Genomic DNA, 15,545 nt, shown 5'->3' with positions numbered 1-15,545 from the left:
GAACCGTCATGAGCGGGGCGCTCACAAAGGGAAATGAAAATAGTAAACAGTAAGCAGTGAGCAGTAAACAGGAAAGGCAGTCTTTATCTGCTAACTGCTTACCGCTTACTGCTTACTTGGGGTCATTTTCGGATGAATAATTGGGGAGGGCGGAATGATTAAGAAGAGCGGTCTGGGAATATTTATGATTACCTGCCTTACTTCTCTAACTGTTTTATTAATACCGGAGTTTGCATCTGCTCATCGTCCGCTGACTACGCAAACGGCTTATCCTGTTGACATACACAGGGTCAGATTAGAGAGCGGGTTACGGTATAACAACTTTCCTGATGGAAATGAATCTTATGATGTGGATATTGAATTAAACTATGGTGTAGTAAACAATCTGGATATCGGTATTGAGGTGCCGTTTGTCTTCTGGAGGCCGGAACAGGGCGAACAATTCAATACATCCGGGGACATGATATTGAAATCAAGGCTGCTATTTTTAAAAGGCCGCGAAGGAAATCCTATTACACTGACAATACAACCATTCTTTAAACTGCCGACACCCGAGAATAAGCTGTCAAAATTACAATCAGGTCCGGGTTTCAGCACAGGGGAGACAGACTTCGGATTTCTATTTATCGCCGAGAGAGAGCTTTCTTCATTAACAAAGGCGCTTATGAATATTGGGTATGTATTTATAAACAGGCCGGACTTTGGAACAAATTATCAGAATATATTTATCTTTAAGCTTGCCATGGAAAATAAACTTGATAATAACCTTGAAGTAGTCGGCGAGTTAACAGGCGCTACAAATGAAAACCGGAATAAAGATGACATATTTACGGTTATGATTGGGGCACGAAAACAAATTAGGAACGGTATATCGGTTGATGCCGGTTACAGCACCGGGCTGTCTGATGTCGGCCCTGATTCTGTTCTGACTATGGGAGTGACAAAGGAATTTTAGGGGACGGACTTTTAATCGAATTTCATTTCTTTTGTAACTACCACAACACCTGATGATGTTACATAGAATCTTTTTTTGTCTTCTTCAATATCATATCCAATAGATGTCTTCTGAGGTATAACAACATCTTTATCTATTATTGTTTTCTGTATCTTGCAGTATCTGCCGATCTCTACATTTTCAAGGATAACTGATTCCCTTATATCCGCATAACTGTTTACCCTGACATTTGGAGATATTATTGAACTCTGGACGCGTCCGCCGCTGATTATAACTCCCCCACAAACAACAGAATCCATTGCTATCCCCAATCGCCCTCCATCTTCTTCCTGTGCAAAGACAAATTTGGCAGGCGGATACATTCCCTGAAATGTCCTGATAGGCCAGTCTTTGTCATACAGATTAAAGACCGGGTCTACTGATACAAGTTCTAAATTAGCCTCCCAGTATGCATCAATAGTCCCTATATCCCTCCAGTACTTTGCCTCTTTTTTGTTCAGGTCTTTAAAGTTATAGGCAAATACCCTGTTTGATTTAATCATCATTGGAATAATATTCTTGCCGAAGTCGTGTGCTGAATCCTCTCTGGAATCTGCCTCAAGATTTGAGGCAAGCACATCTGTATTAAACAGATAAACACCCATTGAACATAATGACAGATCCGGATTATCAGGTATGGTCTTGGGATTTTTGGGCTTTTCCTCAAAGCCTATGATCCTGTAGTCCTTGTCTACTTCAAGGACACCGAAACTTGATGCATGTTGTTTGTCAAATTCAATTACTGCTATAGTGGCGTCAGCGTTATTCTCCTTATGAAATCTGTACATATCCGAATAATCCATCTTATATATGTGGTCACCGGATAGGATAAGGAGATGCTTTGGGTTTTCGTTTTCTATAACATAGAAATTCTGGTATATGGCATCAGCAGTTCCCCTGTACCAATCCTGACTAACACGCTGCTGAGGCGGGATGGTAATGATGTACTCATCAAGGAAACTACTCAGAACATTCCACCCAATCCTTATATGTTTGTCGAGGGATAGAGATTTATATTGGACAAGGACTGCTATCTTTCTAAGCCCTGAATTTACTGCATTGCTGAGGGTAATATCTATAATCCTGTATTTACCGCCGAACGGGACAGCAGGTTTAGCCCTGTTTGCAGTAAGGGGATGAAGCCTTTCACCCCGGCCTCCGGCAAGTATCATTGTGTATACGTCTTTCATAAAGTTCCTTTCCCTTTAAAAGACTTTTAAATCATAAACAAATTCGTGTATAATTGCAATACTAAAGGATTGGGCAGAAGGTAGAAGTAAGAAGCAAGAAAAAACTTGATCCTTACCGAAACCCCCTCCCCCTTGATGGGGGATGGTCAGGGTGGGGGTGAGCATCGAAAATTCCCTCCCCTTCAAGGGGAGGGTTAGGGTGGGGATGGGGTTGTGAAAATAGGTTTTCTTTTACATAAAAGCCCTGAACATCAGGATGCACATACTGTGAAGAAACTTGCAGAGGCATTTGTTAAGGGCGGGCACGAGACATCCATATTCCTTATGGAAGATGGAATCTATAATGCCATAAATCCAATAACAGGCGGGAATAAAAGGCTGTCACCGGGTTTCGATATTCTGCTTTCAAAGGGTGTTAAGATTGCAATGTGTACACATACAGCAGACCTGCGCGGGATAGAACGTACCCACTTTATAAAAGGTGTGGATTTCCACAGTCAGTATGACCTCTCAGTTATGATTAAGGAGTGCGACAGGTTTCTAAGTTTTGTATGAGTACAGGTTTATTTAAGAAGATGGCAATTATCATACGTTCCACACCGTTTAATACCATCGCCCTTACAGAAGCCTTCCGCATGGGGATAGGGATGACACTGGCCGATAATAAAGTGAAAATCCTTCTGATTGGAGACGGGGTCTGGAGTTCATTAAACCTATCTCCACAGATGATAGGCAGGCCTGACCTGTTTGAAAGCATAGAGCTATTGTCAGCCTGCGGCGTCAGGGTGCTTGCAGATGAGACCTCTATGGATGATAGAAACATCTCAGTTCATGAGTGCCATGTGGAAAAGGTCAGCCGGGATGAGATATATAAGGTTATATCAGAGAGTGATGCAGTCGTGAGCTTTGGATAGTGAGCAGAAGTTAGAAGCAAGACGTAAGAAGTTAGATGACGAAGGAAGCTCAAAATTTCCTCCCCTTCAAGGGGAGGGATAGGGTGGGGATGGGGTTATTTTAGATTGAAAACCTTACACATATTAAGAAAAATAGAAGATCAATTTGTAAGAGAAATTATAGAACATGACAGGAGTGCCAAAGATGTATCAATCCTGTTGATACAGGACGGTGTGCTGTCAAAGTTCAGGGAAGATAAGAATGTGTTTGCATCTGTAAATGATGTTGAGGCACGCGGATTAGATGTCTCATGTAATTTAGTGGATTATCCTGCTATATGCCGGTTAATTGTGGGGCATGATAAGGTGATGGTATGGTGAAGTCAGGAGCAGGGAGCGGGAAGTAAGAAGTTAGAAGTAAGAGGTAAGAATTAAGAAGACAGATACAAGACGTTAGACGCAAGAAGCAAGAAATAAGAAACAGGAAGAAAGGGGTTAGAGAAGAAGATGGAGAAGAAGAATTACAACGTGGATCAGGTGCTTGATTGCAGGAAGATGTCGTGTCCTGTACCGGTTATAAAGACTAAGAATGTTATGAGCAAGATGGGCAGTGGGGAAGTCCTTGAGATGATCTCCACTGACCCGGGTTCTTTAAAAGATATTGAGGCATGGGCAAGACAGACAGGACAGGAACTATTGGAAGTTGTACATGAGGACAGTCAGTACAGGTTTTATATTAAGAAGGTAAAATAAATCAAAAATCAGAATGAGGTAGAATTTTTTGTAATTTTGATTTTTGCATTTTAATCTCTAATATTAGGAGGAACCGATCATGCCGGTAACAGATCAGGACATAAAACAGATAGAGAAGATTGTAGAAGAGAAACTGAAAAAGCTTCTTGCTGACAAGAAGAAACGGATGGCAATCATTGCATCAAAGGGGACGCTTGATATGGCTTATCCTCCCCTGATATTGGCTACTACCGCTGCGGCCATGGACATTGAGTGTTCAATATTCTTTACGTTCTACGGCCTTGATATTATCAATAAAAAGAAGAATAAGAACCTCAAGGTACCTTCACTTGCAAATCCTGCAATGCCGGTTCCTGTACCGAACATTATCGGTGCGCTTCCAGGCATGACAGCTATGGCGACAAGGATGATGAAGGGCTGGATGAATAAAGTAAACGTGCCGTCAATTACAGACCTTCTTGATATTGCATCAGAGACCGGTGTGAAACTAATTGCCTGTCAGATGACTATGGATGTAATGGGAATAAAGAAGGATGATCTAATTAAAGGTATAGAGGTCTGCGGTGCCGCAGGTTTCCTTGAATTTGCAGCGAATGCCGACATAACACTTTTTGTCTGAGCCGGAAAAATCAAAAGGTGTCAGGCATGGACAATTGAGATAATGAAAACATAGCGTATTGTGTCATGTATTGCTTATACTAATTACAAGTGATTTTACTTGGTTATAGGTTGCCATAGCTACTCCTTTCGTTTTCTCGATTTTAGGACAACTCCTTCAAAAAAATAAAGCCCCTGATAGGGGGCTATCAGAGGCTTTAATAAAAATGGTGGAGGCGGCGGGAATCGAACCCGCGTCCGGAAACGTTCAGCATCAAGGTTACTACATGCTTAGCCGGTGTATTTGAAACCTTCGCCGCATCCCATGCCCGCCGGCAGGCATCAGGATGATGCTATCCTGCTTAGTCTTACCCGTCATCCACAGGAAGAAATGACAGGCCAGCCTGCTAATATTACACTCTTTCCCAATGCACAGGCGACGTCAGGAAGAGCGCCGCTGCCTTTATTTAGGCAGCGAGTGCCAATTCGTTGTTGGCAGTTAAAATTCCCCGTTTGTTTAATGAGGCCAACGGGACCTCAGCATGCAACCCTGGCGTCTTCATCTCCGTCGAAGCCAGTCGCCCCCTTAGATTACGCTGAAAAACACCCATCTGCGGCGTCAGGACTGCGGATTTGAGCCTCAACGTACAACTTAGTACGCCTCCCTCGGCCCAAATCCTTGTCCTTCCTTGCATCTGAGTATTTTTGAGAGTAATCTAATTTGCCATATTTCTACGAGTCACCCTTCAAACCTACATGTGATCATGTGACTGATATGGCTGATAGAATTCCTTGTCTATTTGGTCACGGATTTGTTTGATTCTGTATCCCTCTTTATGCATCTTTCTTGCAAGGAGGGCCTCGTTTATACAAATATCGCATCCTGATCCGTGTCCGTCAGTAAAGCATGTACGCAGGCTGTGGTGGCCGTGGTCCTCTGCACAGTAACAATAACAGTACATATGATCCAGAACATCAGGAATTTCTGCCGCAGCCTTATAAGCATCGCTTATAACACCGGTAAAATAGACTGAGGAGACTATAGGATTAGCCTCTCCCCCTTTCCATTCAGGGTTATTTTTATATTCTACATAAGTTGCCGGAAGATTTTTATCAGCGGCTTTTTCCTTTGAGCAGGCACTGAAAAGAAATGCCCCGGTTATTATAACTATCATTGCAATTGATATAATTTTCTTCATATAATTCTCTTTGCCCACCCTCCCCCTCACCCCCTCCCGTCAAGGTAGGGGGGATTTTTCAAAGATACTACCCCTCCCCTTGAAGGGGAGGGAAGTTTCCACTATTCACTAATCACTATTCACTGACTTTTCTGCCTTTCCCTAAAAGCCTGAGCGACTTCTCTATCTGCCTCTTTCTTCTTTAAACTCTCCCTTTTATCATAATCTTTTTTCCCTTTTGCTAATCCAATCTCAACCTTAGCAATGCCCCCTTTAAAATAAATCTTCAACGGTACGAGGCTGTATCCCTTCAGTACGGTCTTTCCGAGGATCCTGTTAATCTCTTCCCTGTGTAACAGGAGCTTCCGCTTCCTTTGCGGGTCATGATTATTTATGTTTCCTGCCTTGTACGGGCTGATATTACAGTATAAAAATAGTTCTCCCTTTTCTATATGTGCATATCCATCTTTGAGGCTTGCCCCGCCTTCACGAAGTGATTTAACCTCTGTGCCCAGAAGTTTCATCCCTGCCTCATAAGTATCTTCTATGAAATAATCATGAAAAGCCTTTTTATTCGTAGCTATTATATTTTCACTCATAACTGCTTAAAAAATCAGAAAAATAATTTGCTTCTAAAAGAGAGTTTATGATAACATAGTGGCATTTCAAAGGCAATCTGAGATGGGCTGATTACCTTTTCTCTTGACAAAACCCTTGTTAATTTTTATTCTGTTGTACATGCCGAAGTGGTGGAATTGGCAGACACGCATGTTTGAGGGGCATGTGGGGTTTCCCGTGGGGGTTCAAGTCCCCCCTTCGGCACCATATTGAGGTACACAACCTCCGGAGGCCCCAGGGAGGACATAGTCAATCTCCTTAGGCCTTGGCGTATCATAGAAATAACACCTTGCAACCCCCTCTTTCCTAAGCACTTCTATCCTGTCAAGGAAGTAACCAATAGCCGTTTTTTGTTCTCCAGGCGTCTGCCTCCTCAGTACCTCGCCGACATTCTTAAGTACCCTGTCATACTCGTTGACCAGTAAAAGGACTTTACTCGGTTTGCTTTTGTTGATTTCATATTTCCTGATATCTCTAAGCAGTTCATCCCGTTCTGTCTCTTTCTTCAGCAGCCGGTCTTTAAGGCTTGATGATCGTGACTCTGTAAATATGAGAACATCCTGTATCTTCGTTATCTCGGTATCAATGCCCTTAATCTTCTTCTTTAAGGATGGATAGACGGTGTCGGTCCATCAATTCTCGCTGAAGCGGTACGCCAGCCTCAGATATTATTTTTGACGCTATATATGGCTTAAATAACTTCTCAGATGAGAAGAGAGAATGAGCAGCATCCTTTATTTGCAAATAATTTTATCTGGAAAGAGGGGGAAAGCACATGCTTTGAGCAAACCAATCCCATCATGTAGTAAAAGAGTCGGGCAAATAGAATGATTGAGAAATCCAGGAGACTAAAATCTATGGAGGTTTTGCAGTAGGAGGAGACATAACAAGTCTCAGGAGATCTTCCCAACTTTCAAACAGAAGGATTCTATAGGATGGGTCTCTCTAATCTTTCTTATGAGCCGCTTTCCAGCATTCATCTCACAGTCCTGTTTGTCTGTGCCATCTACGTTCCTTAGCTGTGTCTCCATGGGAATGTTACTGACGTTAAACATCGTCATTAAATTGTTTCGCTGATTGACCTCCTGCATGCGGCGTTGAAATGACAAAAGAGAGGGATCCTGAAAATACATCATCGCAAAACTGCTCATGAAACAATCATGCAGAGAGTGTTTCACTTTGCCATTCTGCCGATTATCTTTGATCTCAAGCAATCGCTTAGATAACGTGCTTCTTAGTGCGGCAAACCCTAAATCTTTCTTAATATGCATGCATAATACATAACATATCTGAGGCTCTTGCAAAAGTCCCAAAATGCTGTCATTCCCGCATTTTTTAAGCGGGAATCTATTGTTTTATAAGAGAAAATCATATCCCCGATAGAAGATTTCGGGGATGACAGAGAGTTTTGCAAGAGCCTCATTATAAAAAAGCTGACTAGTACTGAATTTTCAGGGTGTTAAACTATAACAAACCAAGTTCCTTTTTCACATTCTCAATCGTCACTGAGGGCTTGTCGTTTTCTTCCTGCTTTTCTGTGCGTTATACAATAAATTATTACATTATCTCCTTCAACTTCAAATAATACACTGTCAATGCAAAGGGGGGGCAGTCAGTTGACACTGATACTGTAAGGTTTCATAATGAGGCACGTCTCGATGGGATGGAGGGATTGGAGAGGCAGAAGTAAGATTAAGATTAAGGTTAAGATTGAGAAAAGCAGTATGTGGGAGAGGGTGCCCAGTTTATCCCCCCTCCCTTGACGGGAGGGGGTTAGGGGGAGGGTGAGCTATGGAGATCCTTGAGTGAAATACCTGAAACTTTTCATATTTTGTACTATATTACTCACCAGTATTTCCACATTATCCTATTCATCTCAGAAGAAGGTTTACCTTGTCAAATATGATGGGATTATTAATCCTGTTGCAGGTGAGTATATTAACGGGGCGATTAAGAAGGCTAACTTGGATAATGTTACTGCACTTATGATTGAGCTTGATACACCGGGCGGGCTTGATACATCCATGCGGGATATTGTAAAGGCGATCAGCAATTCCAAAGTCCCGGTCATTGTTTATGTTTCTCCCACAGGGGCGAGGGCGGCTTCGGCAGGTGTGTTTATTACGCTCTCTGCCCATGTTGCTGCAATGGCTACTGGGACAAATATAGGGGCCGCACATCCGGTGGCAGTCGGCGGCGGGCAGATGGATAAGACCATGCTTAAAAAGGTGGAAAATGATGCGGCGGCATACATTAAGTCAATCGCAGAAAAAAGGGGAAGAAATGCCAAGTGGGCTGAGGATGCTGTGAGGAGAAGTGTTTCCATCACAGAGAATGAGGCACTAAAGCTGAAGGTTATTGATGTGATAGCAGAGAACAGGGACAAACTGCTTGGTATGCTGAACAATAAAGAAATAATTACTTCCGCAGGGAAGGTCAGGCTTGATACTAAAGGGGTTTCGATAGAGGAAATCCCCTTAGGTTTAAGGCACAGGATATTAAATACACTCAGTAATCCCAATGTGGCATACATTCTGATGATACTGGGTATTTATGGCCTCTTCTTTGAGCTTGCAAGCCCCGGTGCAATTCTGCCGGGGGTGGTCGGTGCAATCTGCCTTATCCTTGCCTTTTATGCCTTTCAGACACTCCCTGTTAATTATGCGGGCCTGGCCCTTATTATACTTGGGGTCATACTGTTTATTGCAGAGATAAAGATAGTAAGTTATGGATTGCTGTCAGTTGCAGGCGTCATCGCAATGGTGATGGGTTCTATCATGCTTATGAATACAGATGTACCATTTCTAAAAATATCATGGATGGTTATACTGCCTGCTGTCCTTCTCACAGCAGTCTTTTTTGTCTTTGCTGTAGGGATGGCTGTTAAGGCCCACAAACGCCGGCCGGTTACAGGTATTGAAGGTCTCGAAGGAGAAACAGGCGAGGCTTATACTGATATAGATTCAGAAGGCAAGATATTTATTCACGGAGAGATATGGAATGCAAAGAGTGATGAGGCTATAATGAAGGGAGAAAAGGTTAAGATTATCAGGATGGATGGGATGTGGCTAATAGTAAAAAAGATGTAAGAAGTTAGATGCAAGAAGTAAGAAGAAATTAAACAGGAGGTACGAAAATGGAACTCTTACTAAGCCCGCTGATTATCATAATTATTGTAGCAATGTTCCTTTACAGTGCTGTAAAGATTCTGAAGGAGTATGAACGAGGGGTAATATTTATGCTCGGAAGGTTCTGGAGGGTAAAGGGGCCGGGCCTGATTCTCCTGATCCCCGGCATACAGAAGATGGTTAAGGTAAGCCTGCGTACAGTTGTTCTGGATGTCCCGACACAGGACATTATTACAAAAGACAATGTGTCAGTAAAAGTAAGTGCAGTTGTATACTTCAGGGTCATTGATTCAAACAAGGCTATTATAGAGGTAGAGGATTATATGTATGCAACATCCCAGCTTTCTCAGACCACACTGAGGAGTGTGTTAGGTCAGGCTGATCTTGATGAACTCCTGTCAGCAAGGGATAAATTAAATCAGGACTTACAGAGAATCCTTGACCGTCACACTGAACCGTGGGGGGTCAAGATATCTAACGTTGAGATAAAAAATGTGGATTTGCCGCAGGAGATGCAGCGTGCAATGGCCAAGCAGGCTGAGGCTGAAAGGGAGAGGCGTGCCAAGGTGATTCATGCTGAGGGTGAATTTCAGGCATCACAGAAGCTCGCTGATGCCGCAGAGATCATTAGTGTAAGACCTGCTGCCTTGCAGTTGAGATATTTACAGACACTTACTGAGATCGCAGCAGAAAAGAATTCGACTATTATTTTCCCGCTGCCGGTGGATATGATTTCAACATTTTTGTCTCCGAAAAAGAATCCGGAAAAGGAATAGTAGTGTTACGATTTATACTTATTATCTTTTCCATTATCCTGACATTCGTTTCACCGCTGTCTGCCAAACAGCAGGGCATCACAGATATTGATATATCCCGTTCCAACAGCGAATTGATGGTAACAGCCGCTTATGAAGGAGGTTTTACCCCTGAGATCAAACAGGAGATTATTAACGGTGTGGCCAGGGAGCTTTTCTACTACATCGTCCTTCAGAGGGTAATGCCTAAGTGGATTGACGAAGAGAAGATTTCCCAGACAATAAAATATACCTTAAAATACGATATCCTGAAAAAACAATTTCTTATAAACAGGATTATAGGAAACAACAGGGAAGAGCATGTGTTTGAGTCATACGATGAAATGATAGAATGGGTTTCTAAGATTGACAGGGTAAGTATAACCCCTATTAATACCCTGAGAACGACCCATAAGTATTATGTCAGTATTAAGGCAGAGATTAAGGCAGGTGAACTTCCGTTTTTATTACGCTATCTACTCTTCTTTATCCCATATTCTGAATTCAGTACCGGATGGGTAAATTCAGGTGAATTTATGCTGAAGGACCTCAGATGAAAAAACCCATAATTATAATATCCATATTTCTTTTTATTACAGCCACCCTTACTGCTGTAGAGATTATATTTGAGAAGCGGGGTTCATCACTTCTCGGCAATAATATCCTTCTGCTGACACTATTTAACATAAACCTTATCCTGCTTGTTGTACTCCTGCTCCTCCTCTCAAGAAATATCATTAAGTATGTCTTTGAAAGACATCAGAACATAATGGGGAGCAGATTCCGTACAAAGCTGATAATGTCATTTGTCGGATTCTCGATTATCCCTTCCATCCTCCTATTTATTGTGGCAAGCGGGCTTCTGACTAACAGCATCAACAACTGGTTCAGCATACAGGTAGAGAAGTCCCTGAAAAATTCCTTTGATGTGGCTCAGAGTTATTATGACAAGGAAAAGAAAAATGTACTCCACTCAACAATAGTGCTCAGCAGTTACATCACTAAAAACAACATGCAAAAGGCAGGGTTAAACAAGACCATAGAAGATAAAAAGAGTGAACTTAACCTGAACGGTGTTGCAGCATTTAGTGTAACAGGGGACCTGATCAGTCAATCCATAGACAAAAGACTCACAAGAGGGGGATTTTTAAATATTGCATCAGAAATGGTGCAGAAGGGGTTAAAGGGAGAGAAGACAGTTATTATAAGGTCATCCAGTGCCGGTGATCTTATTATAGGGATGGCGCCTGTTTATGCCTCTGAAAACGACACAAAAAATGTAACAGGCGTTATTTTTGCCGGTACTTATTTTAAAAACAGCCTTGTATCAAAGATGGAGGAGATTACAAGGTCTTATGAAGAGTTTAATCAGATGGCCGCCCTTAAAAAGCCGATTAAGAGCAGTTATATCTTATCATTTTTTATCATTACGCTCCTCATTATCTTCTCTGCGGTTTGGTTCGGCTACTACCTTGCGAGGGGTATAACAATCCCAATTCAGAAACTTGCAGATGCCACACAGGAGGTTGCCAATGGCAACCTTGATGTAAGGGTGGATACCACAACTAAAGATGAGATTGGGGTTCTGATAAATTCATTTAACAGGATGACTGAAGACCTGCGTCAGGGGAAGATAAGTCTTGAAGATGCATACTCCTCTCTCAGGAAATCCAATATCGAGATAGAACAGAAAGGTGCATATACGGAAACCGTTTTAGAGAATGTAGCCACAGGGGTCATTTCTATTAACAGACATGGCGATATTACAACCTTTAACCGGTCAGCAGAACGTATACTGGGTATTACAAAATCAGAGATTATGGGAAAAGGGTTCCAGGAGATACTAAGCCGCATCCCTGCCGACACTGCGAAGGATATATTGAAAAAGATCAGAGGAGGAGGAGGTCACCTTGAGAATGAAGAGATACAGTTTAACCTGAATAACAGGACTATAACATTAAGGATCAGGATGACTACCCTGTCTGATGCAAGCGGACATTTTCTCGGCAATGTTATTGTATTCGAGGACCTTTCAGAGCTTATAAAGGCACAGAGGATAGCGGCATGGCAGGATGTCGCAAAAAACCTGGCCCATGAGATAAAAAATCCCCTGACACCTATCCAGCTCTGCACGGAGAGACTGAGGAAAAAACATTATGAAAGGGATTCGAACTATGATAAAATTTTCGACGATTGTACCAATACGATAATAAACGAGGTAAATGCACTGAAGATGCTTGTTAATGAATTCTCAATGTTTGCACGTATGCCTGCGGCAAGCCCTACGGTGAATAATATAAATTCAATAATACATGAAGCGATACTCCTGTATAATAGCGCCCATAAGGACATAGTTTTTAATGAAGACCTTAATGAGGCAATCCCTGAAATTAATATTGACAGGGAGCAGATCAAACGGGCATTTATTAATTTGTTCAAAAATGCAGTAGAGGCTGTTAATGGTAATGGACAAGTTTGGGTAAGAACAGGGTTTGACGATAAAAACAGATTACTTCATATAGAGATAGCCGATAACGGCGTGGGCGTTCCGGCTGAAGACATGGACAAATTGTTCATACCCTATTTCTCAAGAAAAAAAACCGGAACAGGACTCGGCCTCGCTATAGTAAACCGGATAATTTCCGATCATAACGGAAAAATTACGGTCAATGAGAACAGCCCTAAGGGGACGAAATTTATAATTGAATTGCCTGTGTAATGAAGACAGTGAATAGTGAATAGAAGATAGATGCAAGAAGTTAGAAGAAAGATTAAGACTAAAATTGAGATTGAGTTAAGCAATATGTGAGATAGGGTGCTATGTTAATTCCCTCCCCTTCAAGGGGATGGTTAGGGTGGGGATGGGGTTATTTTTGGGTTCAGAACATATTCTAATCGTTGATGATGAAAAGGGGATACTTGATGCACTCACAGGGGTGCTTGAAGATGAGGGGTATGTTGTCTCAACGGCTGCCAATGGAAGTGATGCATTGAAAAAGATAGAAAAGGACACCCCTTCTGTGGTATTACTTGATATATGGCTGCCGGATATTGACGGACTTGATGTACTTAAAGATATAAGGAAGACCCATAAGGATATGCCTGTTATTGTTATGTCAGGACATGGAACAATAGAAACAGCAGTGAAGGCCACAAAACTTGGGGCCTATGATTATATTGAAAAACCGCTCTCAATGGACAGGGTAAATCTGCTAATCACTCATGCCATCAGACAGCAGAACCTTGTGCTGGAAAATGTCCACCTTAAAAAAAGTGCAGAGAAGTCGGAAGAGCTGATTGGCGAAAGCATCCCCATGCTTCAACTCAAAGAGCAATTGAAGATAGTCGGGGCATCAAACAGCAGGGTTCTTATAACCGGTGAGAATGGAACCGGAAAGGAACTTGTTGCACGTTACATACACAGGACAAGCCAGAGAGCAGACAAGCTGTTTACTGCGGTCAATTGTGCGGCAATACCCGAAACGCTGATAGAAAGCGAACTGTTCGGACATGAAAAAGGTGCATTCACAGGGGCAATCTCTGCTCAAAGGGGTAAATTTGAGATTGCTGACGGGGGGACATTGTTCCTTGATGAGATTGGAGATATGAGCCTTAATACGCAGGCAAAGGTTCTTCGTGTGCTTCAGGAACAGGAATTTCAAAGGGTCGGAGGAAATAGAAATCTGAAAGTGGACGTACGCCTCATATCAGCCACAAATAAAGACATTCCTGCTGAGATTAAAAAAGGGACATTCCGAGAGGACCTGTACTACAGGATAAATGTTATAACAATTAACGTCCCCCCTCTAAGGGAAAGAAGGGACGACATTCCGCTCCTTGCAAAACATTTCCTTAAAGAGATTATCAGGGAACAGGGGGTGCGGCAAAAGGTCTTAACAGATGAGGCATCATTATTATTGAAAGAATATGACTGGCCGGGCAATGTCAGGGAGCTTCGTAATCTGATGGAACGTGCGGCAATTATGGTTCAGGAAGGTCGCATTTTACCTGCTGACCTTGCTATAATAGCAAAAACCGGAACCGGTAATAAAGACACGACACAGTTTATGGATGAAAGGTTCGGTTCATTAAGAGAGGCAAGGGCCTACTTTGAACGTATGTATATAACAGGAAGGTTGAAAGAGAACAACTGGAATATTACAAAAACTGCTGAAGACCTGAAGATAGAGAGGACTAATCTTCACAGGAAAATGAAAATGCTCGGGATTGAGGAAAGGAGATAAAATTGTCAGAATTAAGAAAAGACCCTGTAACAGGAAGGTGGGTAATAATATCATCAGAACGAGGAAGGAGGCCGTCTGATTTTCAGGAGGCACCTCAAAAAAGAAAAGGCGGGTTCTGTCCATTCTGTGGAGGAAATGAAAGATTTACCCCGCCGGAAATTTTGGCATACAGAGAACCCGGAACCAGTCCAAATTCAGGTGGATGGAGCCTTCGTGTTGTGGCCAATAAGTTTCCGGCACTCAAGATAGAAGGCAATCTTGATAAAACAGGCGTAGGGCTGTTTGATAAGATGAACGGTATTGGTGCACATGAGGTCATTATAGAATCCCCAACCCATGATATGACAATGTCATCACTTCCGGAAAAAAAGATAGAGGACATCATCTGGGCATACAGAGACCGGGTGATGGATTTAAAGAAAGACCCAAGATTCCAGTATATCCTCATATTTAAGAATGAAGGGGCGGCGGCAGGTGCATCACTTGAACACTCACACTCCCAGTTGATAGCCCTTCCCATTATTCCAAGACAGGTTACTGAAGAGATTGAAGGCTCACGGCTTTACTATAATTACAAAGAGAGATGTATTTACTGCGATATTGTAAAGCAGGAGATGTTTTCAGAAGACAGGACTATTGTTGAAAATGAACATTTTATTGCCATAACACCATTTGCCGCACGCTTCCCGTTTGAGACATGGATTATCCCTAAGAACCACAACTCATGTTTTGATGAGGCACAGCCATGGGAATATAACAGCCTCGCAAGGATTATGAAAAATATACTCCTGCGGATAGATAAGGTATTAAACATCCCGCCGTATAACTATATAGTTCACACAAGCCCATTGCGGAGTCAGGTAAATGAGTTCTATCACTGGCATATTGAAATCATGCCAAAGCTGGTAAGAATTGCAGGGTTTGAGTCAGGGTCAGGATTCTACATAAATCCTACTTCACCTGAAGAAGCTGCAAAATTCCTGAGAGAGGCAAAAGTGTAAAAATGGAGAAGAGCTTGTAACCCTTCAGTGAGGCGTGGTGACACGAAAAAACTACTTGCGTTCTGGTTGCCATCTATGGTACAACATGATGAATGGAGATGGCGGTCAGATATCGTGGCAGAGAATTCGCCCATGAGGAAATAGCCGAAGTACGT

At 42.3% G+C, this 15,545-nt stretch carries 17 protein-coding genes, 1 tRNA gene and 1 other RNA gene; 13 read left to right on the top strand and 6 right to left on the bottom strand.

What is annotated here, in order from left to right:
• Positions 1-154 precede the first annotated feature (154 nt).
• Positions 155-955 carry a hypothetical protein gene (locus tag HZA08_07915; protein MBI5193347.1) on the top strand — a complete coding sequence of 267 codons (801 nt, stop codon included), beginning with the start codon at positions 155-157 and terminating at the stop codon, positions 953-955.
• 11 nt (positions 956-966) lie between these two features.
• Here HZA08_07915 and glgC read toward each other — a convergent pair whose 3' ends face one another.
• Positions 967-2,184, bottom strand: a complete 1,218-nt coding sequence (glgC, locus tag HZA08_07910; protein MBI5193346.1) for a glucose-1-phosphate adenylyltransferase — start codon at positions 2,182-2,184, stop codon at positions 967-969.
• A gap of 213 nt (positions 2,185-2,397) precedes the next feature.
• Here glgC and HZA08_07905 point away from each other — a divergent pair, with 213 nt between their 5' ends.
• From HZA08_07905 to HZA08_07885, 5 genes are all read left to right on the top strand, one after another.
• On the top strand, positions 2,398-2,739 hold the full coding sequence (locus HZA08_07905) for a DsrE family protein (protein ID MBI5193345.1): 342 nt from the start codon (positions 2,398-2,400) through the stop codon (positions 2,737-2,739).
• Positions 2,736-3,098 carry a DsrE family protein gene (locus HZA08_07900; GenBank protein MBI5193344.1) on the top strand — a complete coding sequence of 121 codons (363 nt, stop codon included), beginning with the start codon at positions 2,736-2,738 and terminating at the stop codon, positions 3,096-3,098. The genes HZA08_07905 and HZA08_07900 overlap by 4 nt, the downstream gene beginning before the upstream one ends.
• Positions 3,099-3,203: 105 nt before the next feature.
• The gene (locus HZA08_07895) at positions 3,204-3,458 is read left to right on the top strand and encodes a hypothetical protein (protein ID MBI5193343.1); all 255 of its coding nucleotides are present in this window, start codon (positions 3,204-3,206) and stop codon (positions 3,456-3,458) included.
• Positions 3,459-3,584: 126 nt separating this feature from the next.
• Entirely contained in the window at positions 3,585-3,830 is a 246-nt protein-coding gene (locus HZA08_07890) for a sulfurtransferase TusA family protein (protein ID MBI5193342.1), read from the top strand.
• 79 nt (positions 3,831-3,909) lie between these two features.
• Complete coding sequence (locus HZA08_07885; GenBank protein MBI5193341.1) at positions 3,910-4,449, top strand: DsrE/DsrF/DrsH-like family protein; 540 nt, start codon at positions 3,910-3,912, stop codon at positions 4,447-4,449.
• 206 nt (positions 4,450-4,655) lie between these two features.
• Here the strand turns inward: HZA08_07885 and ssrA are convergent.
• The 3 genes from ssrA to smpB all read right to left on the bottom strand — a co-directional run bounded on the left by ssrA (position 4,656) and on the right by smpB (position 6,204).
• Positions 4,656-5,013, bottom strand: a transfer-messenger RNA (tmRNA) gene (gene ssrA, locus HZA08_07880).
• 166 nt (positions 5,014-5,179) lie between these two features.
• Positions 5,180-5,626, bottom strand: coding sequence for a hypothetical protein (locus HZA08_07875; GenBank protein MBI5193340.1), 447 nt, complete (start codon positions 5,624-5,626; stop codon positions 5,180-5,182).
• 119 nt (positions 5,627-5,745) lie between these two features.
• Positions 5,746-6,204 carry an SsrA-binding protein SmpB gene (smpB, locus tag HZA08_07870; GenBank protein ID MBI5193339.1) on the bottom strand — a complete coding sequence of 153 codons (459 nt, stop codon included), beginning with the start codon at positions 6,202-6,204 and terminating at the stop codon, positions 5,746-5,748.
• Between the two features lie 141 nt (positions 6,205-6,345).
• On the opposite strand from smpB, the gene HZA08_07865 reads away from it, so the two are divergent.
• Positions 6,346-6,430: transfer RNA gene (locus HZA08_07865), tRNA-Leu, on the top strand.
• 384 nt (positions 6,431-6,814) lie between these two features.
• On the opposite strand, the gene HZA08_07860 is transcribed toward HZA08_07865, so the two are convergent.
• Together HZA08_07860 and HZA08_07855 are read right to left on the bottom strand one after the other, a co-directional pair.
• A complete protein-coding gene (locus HZA08_07860) occupies positions 6,815-6,967 on the bottom strand; it encodes a hypothetical protein (protein MBI5193338.1) in 153 nt (50 codons plus the stop codon).
• A gap of 149 nt (positions 6,968-7,116) precedes the next feature.
• A complete protein-coding gene (locus HZA08_07855) occupies positions 7,117-7,494 on the bottom strand; it encodes a hypothetical protein (protein ID MBI5193337.1) in 378 nt (125 codons plus the stop codon).
• 543 nt (positions 7,495-8,037) lie between these two features.
• Here HZA08_07855 and HZA08_07850 point away from each other — a divergent pair.
• From HZA08_07850 to galT, 6 genes are all read left to right on the top strand, one after another.
• On the top strand, positions 8,038-9,312 hold the full coding sequence (locus HZA08_07850) for a nodulation protein NfeD (protein ID MBI5193336.1): 1,275 nt from the start codon (positions 8,038-8,040) through the stop codon (positions 9,310-9,312).
• Positions 9,313-9,359: 47 nt separating this feature from the next.
• Positions 9,360-10,127 (top strand): slipin family protein, encoded by a 768-nt coding sequence (locus tag HZA08_07845; protein ID MBI5193335.1) that lies wholly within the window; start codon positions 9,360-9,362, stop codon positions 10,125-10,127.
• Positions 10,128-10,129: 2 nt separating this feature from the next.
• Positions 10,130-10,702, top strand: coding sequence for a DUF4390 domain-containing protein (locus tag HZA08_07840; GenBank protein ID MBI5193334.1), 573 nt, complete (start codon positions 10,130-10,132; stop codon positions 10,700-10,702).
• Positions 10,699-12,864 carry a HAMP domain-containing protein gene (locus tag HZA08_07835; protein MBI5193333.1) on the top strand — a complete coding sequence of 722 codons (2,166 nt, stop codon included), beginning with the start codon at positions 10,699-10,701 and terminating at the stop codon, positions 12,862-12,864. Before HZA08_07840 ends, HZA08_07835 begins: the two co-directional genes overlap by 4 nt.
• A gap of 142 nt (positions 12,865-13,006) precedes the next feature.
• Positions 13,007-14,389, top strand: coding sequence for a sigma-54-dependent Fis family transcriptional regulator (locus tag HZA08_07830; protein ID MBI5193332.1), 1,383 nt, complete (start codon positions 13,007-13,009; stop codon positions 14,387-14,389).
• A gap of 2 nt (positions 14,390-14,391) precedes the next feature.
• Complete coding sequence (gene galT / locus HZA08_07825) at positions 14,392-15,390, top strand: galactose-1-phosphate uridylyltransferase (GenBank protein ID MBI5193331.1); 999 nt, start codon at positions 14,392-14,394, stop codon at positions 15,388-15,390.
• The last annotated feature ends 155 nt before the right edge of the window (positions 15,391-15,545 follow it).

Source organism: Nitrospirota bacterium (genome assembly GCA_016212215.1).
In the GTDB taxonomy this organism is placed as follows: domain Bacteria; phylum Nitrospirota; class 9FT-COMBO-42-15; order HDB-SIOI813; family HDB-SIOI813; genus JACRGV01.
The sequence above is the reverse complement of the archived record's forward strand: the minus strand, read 5'-3'. Positions and strand labels throughout refer to the sequence as shown.

Coding starts and splice junctions, on each gene's coding strand:
- HZA08_07900 (MBI5193344.1), top strand. CDS start 2,736: ATGAGTACAGGTTTATTTAAGAAGATGGCAATTATCATACGTTCCACA.
- HZA08_07890 (MBI5193342.1), top strand. CDS start 3,585: ATGGAGAAGAAGAATTACAACGTGGATCAGGTGCTTGATTGCAGGAAG.
- HZA08_07830 (MBI5193332.1), top strand. CDS start 13,007: ATGGGGTTATTTTTGGGTTCAGAACATATTCTAATCGTTGATGATGAA.
- HZA08_07855 (MBI5193337.1), bottom strand. CDS start 7,494: ATGCATATTAAGAAAGATTTAGGGTTTGCCGCACTAAGAAGCACGTTA.
- HZA08_07835 (MBI5193333.1), top strand. CDS start 10,699: ATGAAAAAACCCATAATTATAATATCCATATTTCTTTTTATTACAGCC.
- HZA08_07885 (MBI5193341.1), top strand. CDS start 3,910: ATGCCGGTAACAGATCAGGACATAAAACAGATAGAGAAGATTGTAGAA.
- HZA08_07915 (MBI5193347.1), top strand. CDS start 155: ATGATTAAGAAGAGCGGTCTGGGAATATTTATGATTACCTGCCTTACT.
- smpB (MBI5193339.1), bottom strand. CDS start 6,204: ATGAGTGAAAATATAATAGCTACGAATAAAAAGGCTTTTCATGATTAT.
- HZA08_07845 (MBI5193335.1), top strand. CDS start 9,360: ATGGAACTCTTACTAAGCCCGCTGATTATCATAATTATTGTAGCAATG.
- HZA08_07875 (MBI5193340.1), bottom strand. CDS start 5,626: ATGAAGAAAATTATATCAATTGCAATGATAGTTATAATAACCGGGGCA.
- glgC (MBI5193346.1), bottom strand. CDS start 2,184: ATGAAAGACGTATACACAATGATACTTGCCGGAGGCCGGGGTGAAAGG.